This is a genomic window from Paenibacillus sp. CCS19 (assembly GCF_033239625.1).
GTDB lineage: Bacteria > Bacillota > Bacilli > Paenibacillales > Paenibacillaceae > Paenibacillus_T.
In genome coordinates this window covers 429,483-447,517 of the sequence record NZ_BTCK01000001.1, presented here as the reverse complement: position 1 = coordinate 447,517, position 18,035 = coordinate 429,483, and the positions used below count along the sequence as shown (strand labels likewise).

The window sequence follows — 18,035 nt, the reverse complement described above, 5'->3', positions numbered from 1 at the left end:
CTAGTCATTGCTGATCGGAACTTATGGTTCCTTGATTGGCGTTGTTTTGTCTGTTGGTCAGCCCTTTGATCAGCTTGTTCAGATCAAGGCCGGATACGCTCTTCAGCATCTCTGGCGCCGTCGCCATCAGTGAGGTGACATAGTTGCTTACTCTTGCCGCGCCTTCGCCATGGCCGGTATCTACAACCGTCAATTGATCGATTCCTTTGATCGGTTCAGCTACTTTGCCGGCGAGCTCCGGCAGCATTTTGACGACGATATCGAGTACGGCAGCTTCTCCGAATTTCTCGAACGCTTGCGCAAGCTTCTCCTTCGCCTCCGCTTCCGCTAAGCCGCGCAGCCGGATAACCTCCGCCTCCGCTGTACCCTTTGCACGTTCAGCATCGGCGATCGCCAGACCTTCCAATCGCTTCTGCTCTGCATTCGCTCGCGCCTCTGCTTCAATCCGATACTGTACGGCATCCGCTTCGCGCAGCTGCTTCGCCTTATCCGCTTCTGCCGCTTGTTCCACTGCGTAGCGATCTGCATCGGCCTTCTTCTTCACCTCGGCATCGTATTGCTTCTCGCGGCGCAGTATTTCTTTGCCCTCGAGGTCGATCTCGCGCTCTTTGCGAACGAGCTCTACGCGCATTTGCTCCTCAACAACAGACTGCTTCGCCCGAGCTTCATGTATGGAATAGGCTTGATCGGCTTCTGCCTTCGCTGTATCCTGCTCCTTCTTGAACGAAGCGATCTTGAGCTCCTTCTCCTTGCCCGCTTCCGCGATATTCGTATCCCGCAGCAGTTCTGCTTTCTGACCTTCCTCTTCCGCTCTCGCTTTCTGAATTCTGGCGTCGCGGATCGCTTCAGCTTCTGCGATGTCTGCATCGCGCTTGACCGCTGCAATACGCGGCTTGCCGAGTGCTTCGAGGTAGCCGTGTTTGTCTCTTACATCTTTGATTGTGAAGGAAACGATCAACAGGCCCATTTTCTTCAGATCGCGGGCGGCAACGCCTTGTACCTCCTGCGCGAACTTGTCGCGGTTCCGGTACACTTCTTCGACTGTCATCGATCCGAGAATGGCGCGAAGGTGACCTTCCAGCACCTCTTGCGCTTCTGATTTGAGCGACTCAATCGGCTTGCCCATGAACTGCTCTGCCGCTGTCGCGACGTCTTCGACGAGACCGCCGATTTTGATAATCGCAACGCCGTCGGCTAATACAGGCACTCCCTGTTCGGTGTACACTTCTGGGGTGGAAACATCGAGCTTATGCGATAGAAGCGACAGAAACTCCGCCTGTTGGAAAATCGGCAGAATGAAGGCACCTCCGCCGCGTACGATTTTGATGCTGCGGCCGGATTCATCCGTCGAAACGTTGCTCTTGCCAAGGAAAGAGCCCGTTACAATCATCGCCTCATCTGGACCAACGGTCTTGTATCTCGCCCAGAATGCAAGTCCCAGCACAATAATGACACCTACGACAATTACCGGTATGAGCAAATAATCAGGCATGTTCAATCATTCTCCTCTCTCTGATCGCATTTATATATCGAATTTCGATACGAACAGGACGCCTTCTGACGCATCGACCTCGACAACGATAATTCGGGCTTCCGGAGGAATCTCCGTGCCATCGAAGCTCGCAGCAATGTAATGAGAACGCGCTGCGCCTACCTGGACCATCACTTCGCCGAATCCATGCTGCGGAATCGGAACGAGCACTTCTCCTAGGAGACCGACCAGCTCATGAATCGAGAAGCCAACCGAATTCTCGCTTTGTTCCATTGGACGTATGTACGATAAGTACAAGCCTACCGCAAATGCCGATGCAATGAGGAAGGTTAGAATCAGAACAGTGATTGTCCCTAGCTTCGTATACTCGTGCAATAGCAACCCGGCTCCGCCGAATACGGTTATCCAACTAGCGATGACAGTCGGTCGGAATAAGCTATAACCTTCCACGGAGAGAAAGTCCAGCGCACCATCCAACGAAGCGCTTATCCAGTCCCCGAGCAAAACGCTAATTATTGCGAACAAGATCCCACCGATCAAACATGATAGGAATAAGGTTTCCATCCAGGCTCCTCCCTTGCAGTGGTTTAGCAGCAGCTAACGAATGTTTACGATAACGTTGGAGTCAGCGCCAATTAGAGACCCTAAATATATGCCATGAAGTGTAATGAGTATGCCGTTCATCTTGCAAACGAACAAAAAGGAGCCCTTGGTGACAGGCTCCTCCGATGTATGATTAGCGTATTTAGTTAACAAATGATAGCTGCTGATAGATATATTTTACCATCAAATACTTCAGATGTAAATGTTTTACTTTACTAGTGTATGCATCCTAGAGAATCATTCCGTGGAATCAGACGTACTAAACATGAAAACTATGCCCCATTCCTTATCTAGTTCCATGACTTATATCGTTTCAAAAAGGAAATACTTGTGTTGTTACCGTTAGGATTCAGTAGACAAGGAGGAAACTCGCATGAAACAATACCCTACTGCTTCGCTCAATATCGATGCTGTTCATCAGATTCAGGATCTCGAGCACGCGTTGTCACAATCAACAGGGGATAATATTATTCTTATTGCGTACACGCAAGACTCGGACGACCGGTCCGATGCCGTGCAGTCGTCCTATGATGCGGAATAAGTACATCGTATAGTTGCGCAGAAAGCCCAGAGAAGATACGACTTCTCTGGGCTTTTCTCGTTATAGGAGCCGAGCTACGACCTCTCTCAACTGTTGTCGCGCCTCTTCATCCAATCCTTGAATCGGCAATGGCAGATTGGGGCTGCTACCAATTCCAAGCTGTTCAGCCGCTGCTGCGACGACACGCAAGCCGCCATGCTGACGGAACAGCGCCCATAGGGGCTCCAACCGCTCAGACAGCGCTAGCGCCTCCTCGGCTTTCCCTGCCTGTGCTGCACGTGTGATGCGCAGACTGGCCTCGGGATACAACCCGCCGAGTACGGAATACCAGACGTCACAGCCAGCATTCAAACCCGCTGCAGCAGACCAATCCCCGCTAATTCCGATCTTCACATGCGCTGGCATGAGTGTGCGAAGCTTGCTCACTCTCTCCTTTGCTTCTGTTGGATTTAAAGCGACCGGCGGGATTTTAATCGATCCGATGTTCGGCAGCTGCGCGATTTCCTCTACTAATTCATCCCGAAATGTAAAATGAGTCACGCGTGGATTGTCGTATACGCATAACGGAATGGAGAGGGAACGAGTGACTGTTTCATAGAGCGAGTAAACCTCACGCTCGGTCAACGGTTGATAGGATACAGGCGCTAACAATACAGCGCTGACGCCTGCCGCTTGCGCATCCTCAGCATACTGAAGAACATCGCGCGTGCGTAAGGACCCGATTCCGACCATGACAGGCACGCCGCCGGCATTCTCTACTGCCAACTTGGCGGTACGCTTGCGTTCCTCCCGCGTCAGATAAGCATAGCTGCCTGTCGAGCCTAATGCGCTGATAGAATCCACTTGAGCATTCGCAGCTCGCTGAATAAGCTGGACGAACGCTTCTTCATCGATCCCCTTCTCGTTCATTGGTGTAAGTGGAAATGCAGATAGACCTGTAAACATGGGCATCACTCCTTGTCCGGAATCGCTAATCATCAATATTAGCTCATCATAAATGCTGAAGGGCATGAACACAATCCTCAAACGAACAAAAAAAAACCGCATTCTTCATACGGCATCCGATTAATGAAAAGCGATCATTTCTCAGGACAAATTCATCCATACGATTGATGATGCGAGTATAAAAATCACCCCTCATCAGAGGGGTGATCGATTGGTTCTAGCAGCAGCCCAAAATGCTAAGAAAAAGATTACCTCCTCCTTGGCCTATGCGTTAGACTCCGTTATTTGCCAGTCATTGCATACTGAAGATCACTAAAGGACAGGTACTCGATCAGCTCTTCGCTGCTATCGCCTACAATCATGCTTAGATAATAAGCGGGTTTCTTCGTTTGATCGTTCATATCCTCAGCAGTGAGTATACCAAGTTTGTCCCCTTCGGTTACCAGGAGATAATTCAAATACGATTTCTCATACGACGTCGGTTCCCCGTACAATCCTTCTACAAGCTGTCGATTGCTAAGAACCCCTGCCCCGCGCACAGTCTTATAGATTGTAGTCGTCTCCTCATCCAACTTTATTGTTAAAGCAACCACATGATCGTCGCGGTAACCGATCTTAATCCCGTCATACGAAACGCCGCCTACGCTGGATTCTAATATCGGCTCTCCTACGATCGATTCGGCTTCCTTCCTCGACATGCCAAGCGATACAGTCGACTGTGGTCCGCCATCTCCCTTCACCATCGACAGATCTGCTGTCGTAAGCGGCTGCGGGGGTTCCGTTGGCATAGCAGATGCATTATTTCGTGCGACTTGTTCCATGATGGCGACTGTATAATCGCTCCGAACAATCTGAATGCTGTACAGATCGCCGAGCGCATTAACAGACAATCGAAGCTCGTAGAAATCCGCTTGACCTTCGAGCTGCTTCATCGCAGCTTCACCGGCTACCTGGTCGAGCGACTCTGCCTTGCTGTCCCACTGGTACCCGTACGTCATCGTGTTCGGAATTGATGTGGGCCCAAGCTGCTCCAACGCTTCATTCGGACTCATCGCTAGGGTAACGCCGTTGGCTAAGGAGGATTGTTCACCAAGTGAGAATAGCGCCAGATGATCATCCAGATAAGCAGCCATCACATCGTCGTATTTGTAGTACTGACCGCCTTCTGGCGAACGGTATGTTTGAGGCTTCCCAAGCCGTTTATCGACCTGCTTCTTGGTCATTCCCATCCGAATCGTGACCTTATGCCCATCTTTGTTCTGTACAATCGTAAGCTTCTCATCGGTAACCATAGCGGACTCCTTCGAATCAAGCTTCCCCGATAGCAATATCGTTCCGGCCGCTGCTGCAGCCAGCAGAATAGCCGAAATGACAGTGTAGACGATTCTTTTATTGTTCAGCAGACTCACTTACGCTCCCCTTTTCCTAATCTTCCAATTAACCATCATTAGTAGGCAAATAGAGTTTTTCGACATCATCCTTCTTTTTCCTTTTTGGTCTTTCCTGGCAACAATACAAACACAGTGTGCTTTCTCGCCCATCGTAAAGCTGATTCACGAATGCAAGCTTGCCGTCCTCGGACCAATTGATTTGGTTGTAGATTTACAAAATATAATCCTTTCCGTTCGAAATTACCTTATGCACGGTATTATTGGCGACATTAACGAATGGTTCAATCTTCTCTACTCTCGCATAAACAATCTGCTCAACTATGGTCTGGATGCATTAATCGTGCGTTCATAGCTCCCCACCTGTTACGAATGAATTGGATGATAAATAGAAAAGCCCTCTATCTTAGGATAGAGAGCTTCATCAATCAAATAAAGGTAACGTTCTATCTTAGTCTCTGCTTAGGATTGGACTGATGCTGCACGACGGTCTAGAATGTCCTTTATCTGCTTCACAGCGTCATCCAAGCTGCGGATGGATAAGGTTATCTGCGGAGAATCCTCGTACTGCTCCGTCGTGAAGGTATATCTCGGATCATAGTAGTATTCGAGCAGCATCCGAATAGCTGGCTCATAGCGCTCGGCTTGCAGGCAGGAAGCAATCTCGGCAGCTATAGGCGTATGAATGCGAGATTTAATGCCGTTAAAGGCTTTCAAGTAGACATCATTCTGCTCCGTTGGATAGTCCTCCATAATGCGCTGTACTCTAACATCCATTGGTGCTTCAATCCGGATCGCTGCGCCTTTCTCCTTCTTCTGAATCAGAAATTCCGGCAGCACGACCTTACCAATTCGCTTGCTCTCCGCTTCCAGAACGACGTACGGTGAGTCTTGGAGTGTCAGCAGCTTCTCTAGCAGCAGGGCTTCGAAGCTCTTCTGATTGTTCGCCTTCAGTCCTACCTCACCGAAAATCGAACCGCGATGGCCAGCCAGTTGTTCCAGATCCAGTACCGGATAACCTTCCGATTCAAGCTGCTTCAGAATGGCGGTCTTCCCCGTTCCTGTATTGCCGTGGAGCACGATCGCTTCAGGTTTAAAATCAAAAGCTGCCAGCGTCTCAACAACCCATCGACGATAGGCGCGGAATCCGCCATTGAGCCGGTAGACATGAATGCCCATCAACGATAGAACTGTTGCCGTCGTCTTGCTGCGCATCCCGCCTCGCCAACAGAACACGGCTTTCTTCTCCTTGATCTGATCGATCTCGCGGATGAATGCTGGCAGCTTCGCGGAGACGACCTCCAGGCCTCTCTCCTTCGCGGCTTGAATGCTCGTCTGCTTGTACAACGTACCGATCTCTGCACGCTCTTGATCATCGAACAGCGGAATGTTTATGCTGCCCGGAATCGTCGATTCGCGAAACTCGGATGGCGAACGAACGTCAATCGTAACGAGCTTCCTATTGTCTCGCTGTGCTCTAAGTTCATCTATCGTTATGTCTTGAAACAAGTTGATTCGCTCCTTACATCAGGATCTTTGAGCATGACATCAGGATCTTTGAGCGGAGCTCAAAGTCACTCTGCATACTCAAAGTCACTCTGCTGCTACATCAGGATCTTTGAGCGGAGCTCAAAGTCACTCTGCTTTACACCTATAGGTTATTCAATGATGATCTGACCGGGATGCTCGTCCACAACATGGCCGATAATGCTTGCTTCGACACCCTTCTGCACCAGTTCTTCCAACAGACGATCTGCCTGTTCGGGTTGAACGGAGATGAGCAATCCGCCGGAGGTAACCGCGTCGCACAGAATCCAACGATCGATCTGATCCATCGAATCTGGGAAGGTTACGAACGGTTGAATGTGGTTGTAATTGTTCTTGGTTCCGCCAGGAACATAACCTTGCTCTGCAAGTTCACGTACACGTGGCAGAACAGGAACTTGATCCTTCACGATGCGAAGACCAGCGCCGCTGCCTTTTGCCATCTCGGATGCATGCCCTATTAGTCCGAAGCCAGTTACATCCGTGCAGCCATGCACGTCATAACCGTTCATGACCTCTGCAGCCGTTTTATTGAGCGTCGCCATCACGTTCGTGACACGCTTCACTTCTTCTTCGCTCAGTTGATCCTTCTTAATCGAGGTCGTCATGATGCCCACGCCGATTGGCTTCGTTAGAATCAGCTTATCGCCAGGCTTCGCGCTAGCGTTAGCTTTGATTCGGTCTGGATGAATGAGTCCTGTAACCGCCATGCCGAATTTAGGCTCTTTATCATCAATAGAGTGGCCGCCAACTAGCGTAGCGCCTGCTTCTTGAACTTTATCGGCTGCGCCGCGCAAAATGTCAGCGAGCACCTGTTTGTCCAGCGTTGTAATCGGGAATGCGACGATGTTTAATACCGTTAATGGTTTGCCGCCCATTGCATAGATATCGCTGATCGCATTCGCTGCAGCAATCTGTCCGAAGGAATATGGATCATCTACGATTGGCGTAAAGAAATCGACGGTCTGAACAAGCGCCAGCTCGTCGTTCAGACGATAAACACCAGCGTCGTCACTAGTATCCAGTCCGACAAGCAGATCGGGATTTGGAGTCGTAGGCGGGAGACTGCGAAGGACCTGCATAAGATCGGCTGGACCGATTTTGCAGCCGCATCCGCCTTTGGATGAAAGTGATGTAAGTTTAATGGATTCCGCTTGAGTCATAGCCTATCTCCCTTTCGTATCGTACAGTTAATAATTCCGCAAATAACCTTAGATAATAGTACATCATTGCGTATATTATCGCAAAACCGAAGCACTCGTGTGCTATAATGTTGAAGTTTCGACACTTATGACGGAGGTAACGTATGACACATCAGAATTACGCAGCAGCGAGACGACAGAATAACAGCTTGAAAACGATTCTGTTCATCACGTTGTTTCTTCTTATTGCTGCCGCAGGACTCAGTTACGTAAAGTGGTGGCCGTATTACAATAAAGCCTTACATGCCATTGCTGACCATACGATCGGTTCTTCGATCCTAACAGGTAAGGAAGACAGTGCACCTAGCCCATCATGGCACGCAGCATGGGATTATGCCGTTACGTATTACAAAGCGGTATGGAAAGCTGCCATACTTGGCATTCTGCTCGGCTCCCTTGTACAAGTGCTCCTCCCTTCAGGCTGGCTGCAACGTGTTCTTGGAAAAACGTCACTTCGCAATTCGGCGATCGGCGGTTTGGCTTCCGTGCCTGGTATGATGTGCACCTGCTGTGCGGCTCCAATTGCAATCGGCTTGCATAAGAAACAGGTTTCCCCTGCCGCCAGCCTTGCGTTCTGGCTTGGGAATCCATTGATCAATCCAGCTACGCTCATCTTCATGACATTCGTATTATCATGGAAATTCACGGTGATTCGAATTGTATTCGGACTCATCATCACGTTAGGTGTTAGCTATATCGCCGGTCGCTTGATGGGCAATGCGAAAGTTTCAACTGTGGCGCTCGAGAAATCGATCCCTAATGAACAGCAGCCAGAGGCACCATTATGGCGTCGTTGGATCGTCAGCATGTGGAAGATGATTCTGAATGTCGTACCTGCTTACTTCATATCAGTGCTTGTACTCGGAGCGGCAAGAGCTTGGCTCTTCCCATCGCTTGGCGAGGGTGGAATCAGCATCTTGCTTATGGTCATTATTTTCTCCATCGCCGGTGCACTGTTCGTTATCCCGACGGCGGCCGAGATTCCGATCATTCAATCGTTTCTGTCGCTTGGATTCGGCGGAGGACCAGCCGCGGCCCTTCTGGTTGTGCTGCCGGCAGTTAGTCTGCCTTCGCTGCTAATGATCCGAAGTGCCTTCCCTGCACGGGTTGTATGGTTTATTCTTGCCTCGGTAATCGGCTTAGGACTAGTCAGCGGCATTGTGGGCGCTATTGTACTCTAATCTAAGCATGAGCAAGCAAAACCACCTGAGCGATCAGGTGGTTTTATCGTATCGTTATATGGAATCGCTCATATCGCTGCCCGTGATCATCAGATCGAGTGCGAGATGCTGCAATCCACTTAAGTAATCCTCTTTGAAATCACTCTTCAGCAGAACCGGCAAATGCTTCATCGGCATATACTTCGCGCTGCGCTCTTTGATCTGAGCCAGCAGCTCCTCATCAATCTCATCGTTGCAGAAAATAACCGCCTTCGGATTGGTGATCGCAGTGAATGTAGCGATGAGACGCGCTACCGCGTCGATCTGGTCCTCGTCGGTAGGTACGGAGCTTGTACGAATCTCGTTATCGGAACCGCCAACCTTCAACGCTTGGATGAAGGTCTTATTGTCGTACTGCGGCATTAAGGCGATTTCGCCCGCGAAGAACGTGCTGCCGCGCACGACATCTCCATTGATCATAATGCCCGAACCAGGTCCATTCTGACCGAAGTACAAGTAAACAAGCGATTCATTCTCGATCTCATTATTCGAAGCAAAACCAAGCACCGACGCATTCATATCATTCTCGATGACGACAGGAATTTGGAAGCGCGATTCGAATGCCTCCTTCAAATCGTTATCGAGGAAATTCGGATACGGCGGGATAAAAATGATTTGACCGTTGCTAACCGCGCCCGGCACCCCAACTGCAGCCGAACGAAGTCGAGGAAACCGTTCGATCAACGATTCGATATGATTGCCGAGCAGATGTGGATTCTCCTGCAGGACGCTTGGCATTCTGCCTTCTTCTTTGATCTCGCCGATGCAATTGAAGATCGTGTAGTTCGTCTCGGTATTCTCGACGAAAATTGCGAGTCCCAGCATAAATTCAGGGTCATAAGCATATCGCTTCGCACGGCGTCCCCCGCTGGAATCATCCTCGCCGACATAATGAATTTCGCCATCGCTCTCCATCTGCGAAAGAAATTTACTGATCGTGGGGAAACTAATGCCAAGTCGTTGGCATAGATCTGCCTTCGTTGCACTCCCATGCATGATCAATGCCGCACGTATACGCTGCGTTATCGCGCGTTTCATCTCTCGTGGGGAAGAATGTATATCAGTCATAAGGTGCATCACCTTTCATCTCATAGTTGCTCAACTTATTAAACCAGTTAAATAAGTTAGGTTTATCATAGCAAACATCAATCCCTCAGAGCAATATGAAGAAGGGTCTAACTTTTAGTTATTAGTACCCTCCTCTAGAATGGATCACCTGTCCGGTTATCCATTCAGAATCATCGCTTGCAAGAAAAGCCGCCAGCCGAGCAGCGTCCTCTGGTAGTCCGATTCGACCCATCGGGAACCGCGGCAGAAGCGCTTGCTTCACCTCTTCGCTCATCCAACCTGAATCTGTAGGACCGGGATCAATCGCGTTAACCGTTATATGCAGTGGAGCCAATTCAACAGCTAATGACTCGGTGAAGGTCGAGATAGCGCCTTTGGTTGCTGCGTATACAAGATTGCCAGGCATCGGGCCTTTCCCTTGACCGGAAGTAAAGTTAATAATACGGCCACTAACATTATCGCCTTGCTTCATCTGCCCCGACTCGAGCAAACGGGCGAATTCGGCTGACAGCATGAATGTGCCTCTTATATTGACCGCGCAGTGTGCGTCTATGAGTTGTTCATTCATACTGCGGAAATCAACATCAACGCTGCAGGTTGCATTGTTGACGAGAATGGTTGGCATGCCGAGCGTTTGTTGCACAGCCTCCAGTAATTGAAGTGCCGCGCCGGGCGCAGCAAGATCCAAACTCATATGGGCGACTTGTACATTCATCTGGCGAAGCTCTTCAGCGAATAATGTGGGCCAGCTCTGGTCCGCATCATCCGGATAATAGGCTTTGTCATAATCGTATAAGTGGGTGAAGAAAATGTTGGCGCCTTCCTGGGCGAATGCCCTGCAGATTGCAGCTCCTATTCCTCCTGCTCGACTTGCGCCGGTAATAATAGCTGTACGACCTTGCAGTTTCATCTTGAAATGCTCCCTCCAAGTAACAAAAATGTGTCTACAAATTTGCTGCTGCTTGTAGTAGCAGTTCACCAAACTATGCCCGATCTCCTCCCATCACCTGATAAACCAGCGCAACCCAAAGAGAATGACTTGTAGGATTATAGGAATTCGTGCAGGCAAACGCTGAAAATGCAGGCAGGAGGCGGGTTTTGTCGATCTTTCGTGTCTAATGTATGTTAGTGTTATTAATGAATTTATTATATTGATTTGCCAAATATTGAGTATTATAATCATCTTCGAAAGCGCTTTCTATTACACGAATGTAAGGAGGTGATCATTAGCGTCCCAATCCGTCGCTCCTGTCGGAATGCCGTCGTCAGCCGCCCCGTTGCATGAAATCAGCTTGTTCGAAGTAAGTTTTTGCTCGCAGGAAGATTAATCAATGTTGCATCACAAAAACTAAGCCGTTGCTTTCGAAGTAAGTTTTTGCTCGCAGGAAGATTGTTCAATGATGCATCTCAAAAACTTTTAGGAGGGTTTATACCATGAGAAATAAGGGCCGTTTGACTTTGATGTCTTTGGTTACTGCACTCGTTCTCGTATTTTCTTCCTTCTCGGTTGCGTATGCTGCTACTTGGAGCTCCTCTGCACAATGGGCATCTTGGACGAATGGCGGCTACACCATCTATAACAATATCTGGGGCAGCGGCGCTGGCTACCAGAGCATATGGGCAAACTCGTTCAGCAACTGGGGCGTCTGGGCGCAGCATCCGAACTCCGGCGGCATCAAATCGTATCCGAACGTCACGAAGACAATCAACAAGAAAATCAGCGCAATCTCGACGCTGAAGAGCAGCTTCAACGTAACGGTTCCATCGAGCGGTTCTTACTCCTCTACCTATGATGTTTGGGCCGGCACGAATAACGCCTATGAGATCATGATCTGGATGAACAAAGCTGGAGCCGTCAATCCGATCTCGTATAACTGGTCTTCCACCGGAAGCCCTGTTCCTGTGTTCTCGAACGTTAGCGTTGGCGGCCACACTTGGAACGTCTATCAAGGCAGCAACGGCGCGAATGCGGTCTACTCGTTCGTTCGTACGAGCAATACGAACTCCGGTACGGTTGATATCCTTGCGATTTCGAACTGGATAAAGTCCAAAGGCTGGTTCAGCGATGTCGTCATCAACAGCGTGCAATTCGGCTTCGAGATTACATCTTCCGCAGCAGGCTCTGATTTCATTGTGAACAGTTATTCCGTTACGAATAGCTAAAACGGTTTCGGAACCATTATTTTAACTCAAAGGGGCGCATTCGGTGATCGAAACCTTATGCGCTCCCTTTTCTACCGTTTAGAAGTCGAGTGCCTTCTCCAATCCTGCAGCAATTCGTTCAACGGTCGGCAGCCATTGGTTTTCAATTTGTCCGAACGGATAGACCGTGTCCGGCGGTGTAATTCGCATAACCGGCGCTTCAAGACTTAAGATGGCGCGTTCATTGATTTGCGCGATGACCTCGGCTGCAATGCCGGATGTGCGCTGCGCCTCTTGAACGACGACCGCTCGATTTGTTTTGCGAATCGACTGTACAATCGTCTCAATATCCAATGGCATCAACGTTCGAAGATCAATGACCTCCACCGTAATTCCCCGCTTCCGTTCAATCCTTTCAGCCGCTTGCATGGACAGCGCAACCATCGCTCCATACGTTATAACCGTCAGGCTGCTTCCTTCTCTCACACAGTTGGCTTTGCCAATCGGAATCCGATAATCTTCTTCGGGCACTTCTTCGCGATACAGGTGGTACAGCCTCAGATGCTCGAGGAAAATGACAGGATCGTTGTCGGCGATCGCGGACAACAACAGCCCCTTCGCATCATATGGATTCGACGGTGCGACAACCTTGATGCCTGGGGTTTGAATCATCAGACCTTCAAGCGAGTCGTTGTGCATCTTTGCTCCATTCACTCCCCCGCCATATGGAATGCGGTAAGTTATTGGTGCATGGTAACGCCCGCCGGACCGATATCTTAGACGTGCCGCTTGAACGAGCATCTGATCCATCGCCTCATAGATGAAGCCAATGAATTGAAATTTCGACGACTGGTCGGAGTCCCTGCGTACTCATCCCTACCGCCATCCCACAGAGGGCGGATTCAGCAAGTGGAACATCGAATACGCGATCCTCTCCATACTTACGCTGCAAACCCTCTGTTACTCGAAATACGCCGCCAACCGCGCCAACATCTTCGCCGAAGATCACTAACTCGTCATGAGTTGCAAGAGCCGTATCGAGCGCTTGACGTATCGCTTCTTTCATATTCATGAGCATCTAGACAGCACCACCCATCGATAGAATGTTAATATCTACCTGGGTAATTATATGATACAGACTACTTTTATGTATATAACAGTTGAGAAATTTTGATATTAAAACCTCATAAAATGAGATATCTGTACCAAAAACAGATTTCAATAAAAATGTATAACAGATATTATACAGCTCAAATCACAACACAAATAGGACTGCGCTCGGCAGCCCTATCCGTTTGCTTATGGTAAAATGCATTGATGCGGCGACTTCTCTTATCCTTACCCTTAAGAAAGAAACGAGTGCTCGTATACAACATTTCCTTCTTTGTCATAGCCGCGAAGCGTCTGCCAATCGTTTCGTGCGTTCTTCGTTTGCCACAAGAATAGGAACATACGGTCATCAGTTATCGTCTCGCGCATGGTCTCGGGATTGCCTGTCTCCGCATCTTTCATAAGCAGTTCAACTGCTGTAATTGTCTCATCGGAGACATAACCGTAAAATTTGTACATCATAAGTCCTTCAGATCTCTTGCCTGTTGATGTACCTTCCCAGCTAAACGTAAGTCCCTTGTCTCGTTCTATCGGAACGCCTGCGACGCCTCCTCCAGCAAACCAACCACCGCGCTGCTTCTTCACGGAATCGGCTGAGAACCATTCTTTATATATGCCTAGGAAAATGACCTGGTCCTTATCGAACGGTACCGTCACCTTGCGTGCAATCGTAGAAGGTCCGTAATGATAGCTGCTCTCTGACTGCTGGTGTGCTTGCTCCGACGAATATGCACCTGTCATAAAGACGTTCTCACGGTACAAGAGAAACAGCAGCATCAGGATGGCGATCCATTCTGCGGAAGCGAACAACAGCTTCTTCCTCATAACCCATCACCAGCCTTCGACAATGGAATCTGAAGCTCAGCATGTCGATCGTATCGATCATAGACCAGATCAGCGTGGTCAGTCATTGAGTCAGGAAGGTCAAACGAAACATAACTATACGATCCCCATGATGTACCATTAGAACCAGCATTATGGCTCATAAGCCGCTGACCGTCAGGCATGACAAGCACTAGACTCATATCCGGAAAAGACCACACATTCTTCGTCTGCTTCGTTCGGTACGTGTACGTCACCATGATCTGCTTAGGCGTTACATAGACGGTGTCTACAGTAACCGTATCGTTGTCAATCTTAAAGGATTGATGAACAGGAAGTTTAGAAACCGGCCCGTCATCTTTCAATGTATAAATCGTATCGCCCATCCCTCTATCCCTGTCATTCGTCAACTTCTGAATGTAATGTGGGATTAGTAGGACGATGAGAATGATAAGGATCGTTCTTCTTAGCGCAACAATCAGCTGGCTCTTTGTCATCCTTTCGCCCCCCTCCCATCCATTTAATCGAAACGCCCCCCAAGCAAAAGGAACAACCCAATGATGACGCCAATTACACCGCCAACTCTTGCCATAATCATCGCAGCTTCGCTAGGCTCAGCATTCTTGAACTGCCATCCGTACTTCATATACCAACCAGCTCGTGGAAATGCAATGTTCAATACTCCGATAATGATGAAAATAAAGCCGAATAACCCTAACATCCTTTCACTCCTCTCATGCTGAGCAGCATTGCGCCTTTCATGGGATGGAATCCATTGTTAACCCCGATAATCGTTAGACGCATCGAATGGGAGAAAGTTACATATCGCACGCCGGAAATATATGATCAACTACAACAAAACAGACTGCAGTAATGGCAGTCTGAGTGGGTCCGATCATGTTCATCCTGATCTTCAATATTTGCAGCGTTTCGATCGAATTCATCTTGCTTGTCCAATATTCGAAAGGTATTGGAGGATCTGATCATTAACTTGAACCGGGTATTCTCTTACCATATGCGGTCGATGACTACCGTTCTTCACAACATGATACATGGAGTCTGCAACAAGTGATGATAACCGTCTCACCTTATCTTCTCCTGCATAAGGATCATGCTCGCCTGTGATGAACAAGGCTGGACAAGAGATTGATCGTAACTGCTCCTCCGTCAACTGGGGATACAGCCGCCAATCCAGTGCCGATTGTCGCATGAATTGCTGCCAATCTCCCCGATGCGCTTCCTCATGCCGCTCGATCATCTGATTGATCGTATCGTGCTGGTTATGCTTGATGAGCCATTCCGGTTCAAACTGTTCAACGCCGTCGGGTTCACATGTGCCGCCTGTCCCAATCGTCGTCAATGAAGCAACGCGATGCGAATGTTCAACAGCAAGGTATAAGCCGACATTCGCTCCGGAACTATACCCAATGAAATGGGCTCTCCTGATTGCCAGCTGATCCATGAATCCAATGATGTCGTCTGCATGGCCAGGCGTCGACCAATCAAGACTGTTGCAACGGGTTCGTCCATGTCCCCTGAAGTCTGGGAAATAACAAGTATACAGCTTCTGAAAATCTAGCATTTGACTCGCGAAAGCTAATATGCCGCGGGAATCGTGGCTGTGCAAGAAAATGAGCGCCTCCCCGGCGCCCATCTTCTCATAGAACATCGCCATATCATTGATCTGTACATAGGGCATAACTTTATTGCCTCCGTGTCAGGATGACGTTCCTCTTACTCATGTTCAGTCCACTCTTCGTTCTCTCGTATAAGTAGATGTTCAATACGCTTGCGAAGCTCTGCAATCTCGAATAGTCGCTTCTCCATTCGCTCCTGCCTCTTAATCTTGAACTGCTCGATAATATCGCTTGGCGTCTGGGCATCCAGTAAGTTCAGGAGCGCTTGATCGGTCTCCTGCCTTCGTTCCAATCGCTGCAGCTGATACTTCATTACCACTTCACTGGTTGTAGGTTTAGATTGCGCCATCGAGACCACCTCCACCAATATTGTATTCACGGTTGAGATGTACGAAGACTAAGCCGTATCGCAATCTGATGGTCTGATGGTCAATCGCTGTCCTTATTGCCGGAACCAAATCCGATAACGTAACCGTCAGGATCCTTTACCGAAAATTCCTTCCACACTCCCCAATCGAACGCTGTCTCGACAGGCTCTGCCGCAATGACCGCTCCGCTCGATTTCAACTCTTCAAACAGCAGGTCGAGCTCGCCATGCGTTAGAACATAGGCGTACGTGTTCCAATGATTGCGGTTAGGACGAACATCGTCGCTCGACTCTGCTTGAATCAGTTTGAAACCAAGACCGAAATCATCACGAATAGCCCAGAAATCATTCACGTCACAACCCAATGCCTCTGCATAATAAGCTTGTGAACGCGTCAGATCCGATACTAGCAATACCGTAAGCGAGTTTTCGATTCTTGCTTTGACGATTTCCATCATGAGAACGCCCCTCTACATATGGTATTATTACCCATAAATAGAATACCGAATATATGTTCGCTTGTAAACAAAAACCGCATTGCTCTGGTTCGAAAGATGTAAAAACTCACGTATCATGCGAAGTCATGCCACGCAACAACGGCTTCAGTTGATGCTCCCATATCCACTCAGGATTGTACTGCTGCCTCACGATTGTCTTGGCACGCAGCATCGTCTCCCCTTCCATCCGCTTTACGATGGCCGACGCATGCTCTCGTATATACGCCTCCTCTGAAGGACTGTAATGCTCCTTCGTCTCAAAGCCGAAGTTACGCGCATTCCACCGGACAAAATAAGCATGCAATCGACCTCCCAGCTCCTTCAGAGCAGGAACAGCTTCATTAAGAACAATGAAATTGCCGCGTGAAGCCGCTTCAAGTACGATAAGCCCAAACGATTCGGAAGAAGAGGAACAAATAAACAGATTGCTTAGCCCGAACAACTCCATAACCGATTGATGTGGAAACCCTTCTGGCCAGCCTTCATCCGATGTGAACACGATATGCTCACCTGAGAGTCCGTAACGCTCCCCTGCATGACGAATCTGCTGTTTATACGCCTCGCTGCTAATATCGAGTGACGGGAAGTCACAGCACACTAGCTTGGCGGAGCATCCCGCTTCGGCGGCAATAGCACCAACTAATGCAGCCGCCCTCTCGAACTGTTTGCCAGGTGTCAGTCTGCCGGGATAGATCGCTAGAATATCCGGAGACAGCAGATCGACTTGCGACCCTAATCGACGAAACGCTTCGGTAGACTCCGCGAACGGATTGCAGCTATTATGTACCGCATGGCAACGTTCCTGTTCAACCCCATACTGACGGGCAAGTGCGGGAAGTCCACTGGCGGTCGGATAAATATAATCCGTATTCGGCATTGCATGAAACCTCGCAGACAGAGGCCAATTCGCGCGTATCGGCCGTACTGCCGGAAGCGAGTGCGTCATCGCAAGGAATCGAAGATGCGGCAGCCGCTCCTGCACCTTCCTAACTGCAATGTTATGAACGAGATGCCAGCCTTGGTACAAAATATCGTGCATCATGCACACTTCAACATCTCGCAGCGCTTCCTCCATACTATCCGAAATAACGGCAGCCTCTTCGAAAAAGGATTCATGCACTCGCCCAACCGGCTGTGAATAATCCCGCCAATGGATCAGCTCCCCACGAAGTCGATTGGTGATCGGCACCCATTCGATCCGCTCATCGAGATAGATGCCATGACGCTCCGAATCGGGGCAATCTTGGCTTACGAGCAGCTTTACCTGCCAGCCTGCACGAAGAAGCATATGCAGATGCTCCTCCACGACACTGACAAGCGAATAGGTTTTGGAGAGTCCGTTAAACATGGTCAGGATTGCGACTTTCATGGATCCACTCCCCTTGCTTATGTAACTGGTCTTGTCATTCTGAGAACGTTATTTATGCGGAATAGGGGCCGCGTATGCATATTTAGT

The 18,035-nt window shown here is 49.1% G+C and carries 18 protein-coding genes and 1 pseudogene; 3 read left to right on the top strand and 16 right to left on the bottom strand.

Annotated features, from left to right (window positions below; genetic code table 11):
* Positions 1 to 4 precede the first annotated feature (4 nt).
* A complete protein-coding gene (locus SBI19_RS02125; RefSeq protein ID WP_317964548.1) occupies positions 5 to 1,492 on the bottom strand; it encodes a flotillin lipid rafts scaffold protein FloT in 1,488 nt (495 codons plus the stop codon).
* Between the two features lie 30 nt (positions 1,493 to 1,522).
* Complete coding sequence (locus SBI19_RS02120; RefSeq protein WP_317964547.1) at positions 1,523 to 2,056, bottom strand: NfeD family membrane protein; 534 nt, start codon at positions 2,054 to 2,056, stop codon at positions 1,523 to 1,525.
* Between the two features lie 412 nt (positions 2,057 to 2,468).
* Between SBI19_RS02120 and SBI19_RS02115 the strand changes: the two genes are divergently transcribed.
* Positions 2,469 to 2,636: a hypothetical protein gene (locus tag SBI19_RS02115; RefSeq protein ID WP_317964546.1), complete on the top strand. Its 168-nt coding sequence runs from the start codon at positions 2,469 to 2,471 to the stop codon at positions 2,634 to 2,636.
* A 60-nt stretch (positions 2,637 to 2,696) separates the two neighbouring features.
* Here SBI19_RS02115 and SBI19_RS02110 read toward each other — a convergent pair whose 3' ends face one another.
* The 4 genes from SBI19_RS02110 to selD all read right to left on the bottom strand — a co-directional run bounded on the left by SBI19_RS02110 (position 2,697) and on the right by selD (position 7,677).
* Complete coding sequence (locus SBI19_RS02110) at positions 2,697 to 3,581, bottom strand: dihydrodipicolinate synthase family protein (protein ID WP_317964545.1); 885 nt, start codon at positions 3,579 to 3,581, stop codon at positions 2,697 to 2,699.
* A gap of 281 nt (positions 3,582 to 3,862) precedes the next feature.
* Positions 3,863 to 4,990: a hypothetical protein gene (locus SBI19_RS02105; RefSeq protein WP_317964544.1), complete on the bottom strand. Its 1,128-nt coding sequence runs from the start codon at positions 4,988 to 4,990 to the stop codon at positions 3,863 to 3,865.
* Between the two features lie 441 nt (positions 4,991 to 5,431).
* A complete protein-coding gene (mnmH, locus tag SBI19_RS02100; RefSeq protein ID WP_317964543.1) occupies positions 5,432 to 6,478 on the bottom strand; it encodes a tRNA 2-selenouridine(34) synthase MnmH in 1,047 nt (348 codons plus the stop codon).
* A gap of 149 nt (positions 6,479 to 6,627) precedes the next feature.
* Positions 6,628 to 7,677: a selenide, water dikinase SelD gene (gene selD, locus SBI19_RS02095; protein ID WP_317964542.1), complete on the bottom strand. Its 1,050-nt coding sequence runs from the start codon at positions 7,675 to 7,677 to the stop codon at positions 6,628 to 6,630.
* 143 nt (positions 7,678 to 7,820) lie between these two features.
* Here selD and SBI19_RS02090 point away from each other — a divergent pair, with 143 nt between their 5' ends.
* Positions 7,821 to 8,897 carry a permease gene (locus tag SBI19_RS02090; protein ID WP_317964541.1) on the top strand — a complete coding sequence of 359 codons (1,077 nt, stop codon included), beginning with the start codon at positions 7,821 to 7,823 and terminating at the stop codon, positions 8,895 to 8,897.
* Between the two features lie 54 nt (positions 8,898 to 8,951).
* On the opposite strand, the gene SBI19_RS02085 is transcribed toward SBI19_RS02090, so the two are convergent.
* A complete protein-coding gene (locus SBI19_RS02085) occupies positions 8,952 to 10,004 on the bottom strand; it encodes an ROK family transcriptional regulator (RefSeq protein WP_317964540.1) in 1,053 nt (350 codons plus the stop codon).
* A gap of 121 nt (positions 10,005 to 10,125) precedes the next feature.
* Complete coding sequence (locus SBI19_RS02080) at positions 10,126 to 10,914, bottom strand: SDR family oxidoreductase (protein WP_317964539.1); 789 nt, start codon at positions 10,912 to 10,914, stop codon at positions 10,126 to 10,128.
* Positions 10,915 to 11,438: 524 nt separating this feature from the next.
* On the opposite strand from SBI19_RS02080, the gene SBI19_RS02075 reads away from it, so the two are divergent.
* Complete coding sequence (locus SBI19_RS02075) at positions 11,439 to 12,167, top strand: GH12 family glycosyl hydrolase domain-containing protein (protein ID WP_317964538.1); 729 nt, start codon at positions 11,439 to 11,441, stop codon at positions 12,165 to 12,167.
* Between the two features lie 78 nt (positions 12,168 to 12,245).
* On the opposite strand, the pseudogene SBI19_RS02070 reads toward SBI19_RS02075, so the two are convergent.
* The 8 genes and pseudogenes from SBI19_RS02070 to SBI19_RS02035 all read right to left on the bottom strand — a co-directional run bounded on the left by SBI19_RS02070 (position 12,246) and on the right by SBI19_RS02035 (position 17,948).
* Positions 12,246 to 13,224: pseudogene (locus SBI19_RS02070) on the bottom strand (alpha-ketoacid dehydrogenase subunit beta).
* 266 nt (positions 13,225 to 13,490) lie between these two features.
* Positions 13,491 to 14,081, bottom strand: a complete 591-nt coding sequence (locus tag SBI19_RS02065) for a hypothetical protein (protein ID WP_317964537.1) — start codon at positions 14,079 to 14,081, stop codon at positions 13,491 to 13,493.
* The gene (locus tag SBI19_RS02060) at positions 14,078 to 14,575 is read right to left on the bottom strand and encodes a hypothetical protein (protein ID WP_317964536.1); all 498 of its coding nucleotides are present in this window, start codon (positions 14,573 to 14,575) and stop codon (positions 14,078 to 14,080) included. The genes SBI19_RS02065 and SBI19_RS02060 overlap by 4 nt, the downstream gene beginning before the upstream one ends.
* Positions 14,576 to 14,598: 23 nt before the next feature.
* Positions 14,599 to 14,799: a DUF6199 family natural product biosynthesis protein gene (locus tag SBI19_RS02055; RefSeq protein ID WP_317964535.1), complete on the bottom strand. Its 201-nt coding sequence runs from the start codon at positions 14,797 to 14,799 to the stop codon at positions 14,599 to 14,601.
* Positions 14,800 to 15,018: 219 nt separating this feature from the next.
* Complete coding sequence (locus SBI19_RS02050; protein WP_317964534.1) at positions 15,019 to 15,777, bottom strand: alpha/beta fold hydrolase; 759 nt, start codon at positions 15,775 to 15,777, stop codon at positions 15,019 to 15,021.
* Positions 15,778 to 15,812: 35 nt separating this feature from the next.
* Positions 15,813 to 16,064 carry a hypothetical protein gene (locus SBI19_RS02045; RefSeq protein ID WP_317964533.1) on the bottom strand — a complete coding sequence of 84 codons (252 nt, stop codon included), beginning with the start codon at positions 16,062 to 16,064 and terminating at the stop codon, positions 15,813 to 15,815.
* Positions 16,065 to 16,144: 80 nt separating this feature from the next.
* Entirely contained in the window at positions 16,145 to 16,540 is a 396-nt protein-coding gene (locus tag SBI19_RS02040; RefSeq protein ID WP_317964532.1) for a VOC family protein, read from the bottom strand.
* Between the two features lie 106 nt (positions 16,541 to 16,646).
* Positions 16,647 to 17,948 carry a glycosyltransferase gene (locus tag SBI19_RS02035; protein ID WP_317964531.1) on the bottom strand — a complete coding sequence of 434 codons (1,302 nt, stop codon included), beginning with the start codon at positions 17,946 to 17,948 and terminating at the stop codon, positions 16,647 to 16,649.
* Positions 17,949 to 18,035: the final 87 nt, after the last annotated feature.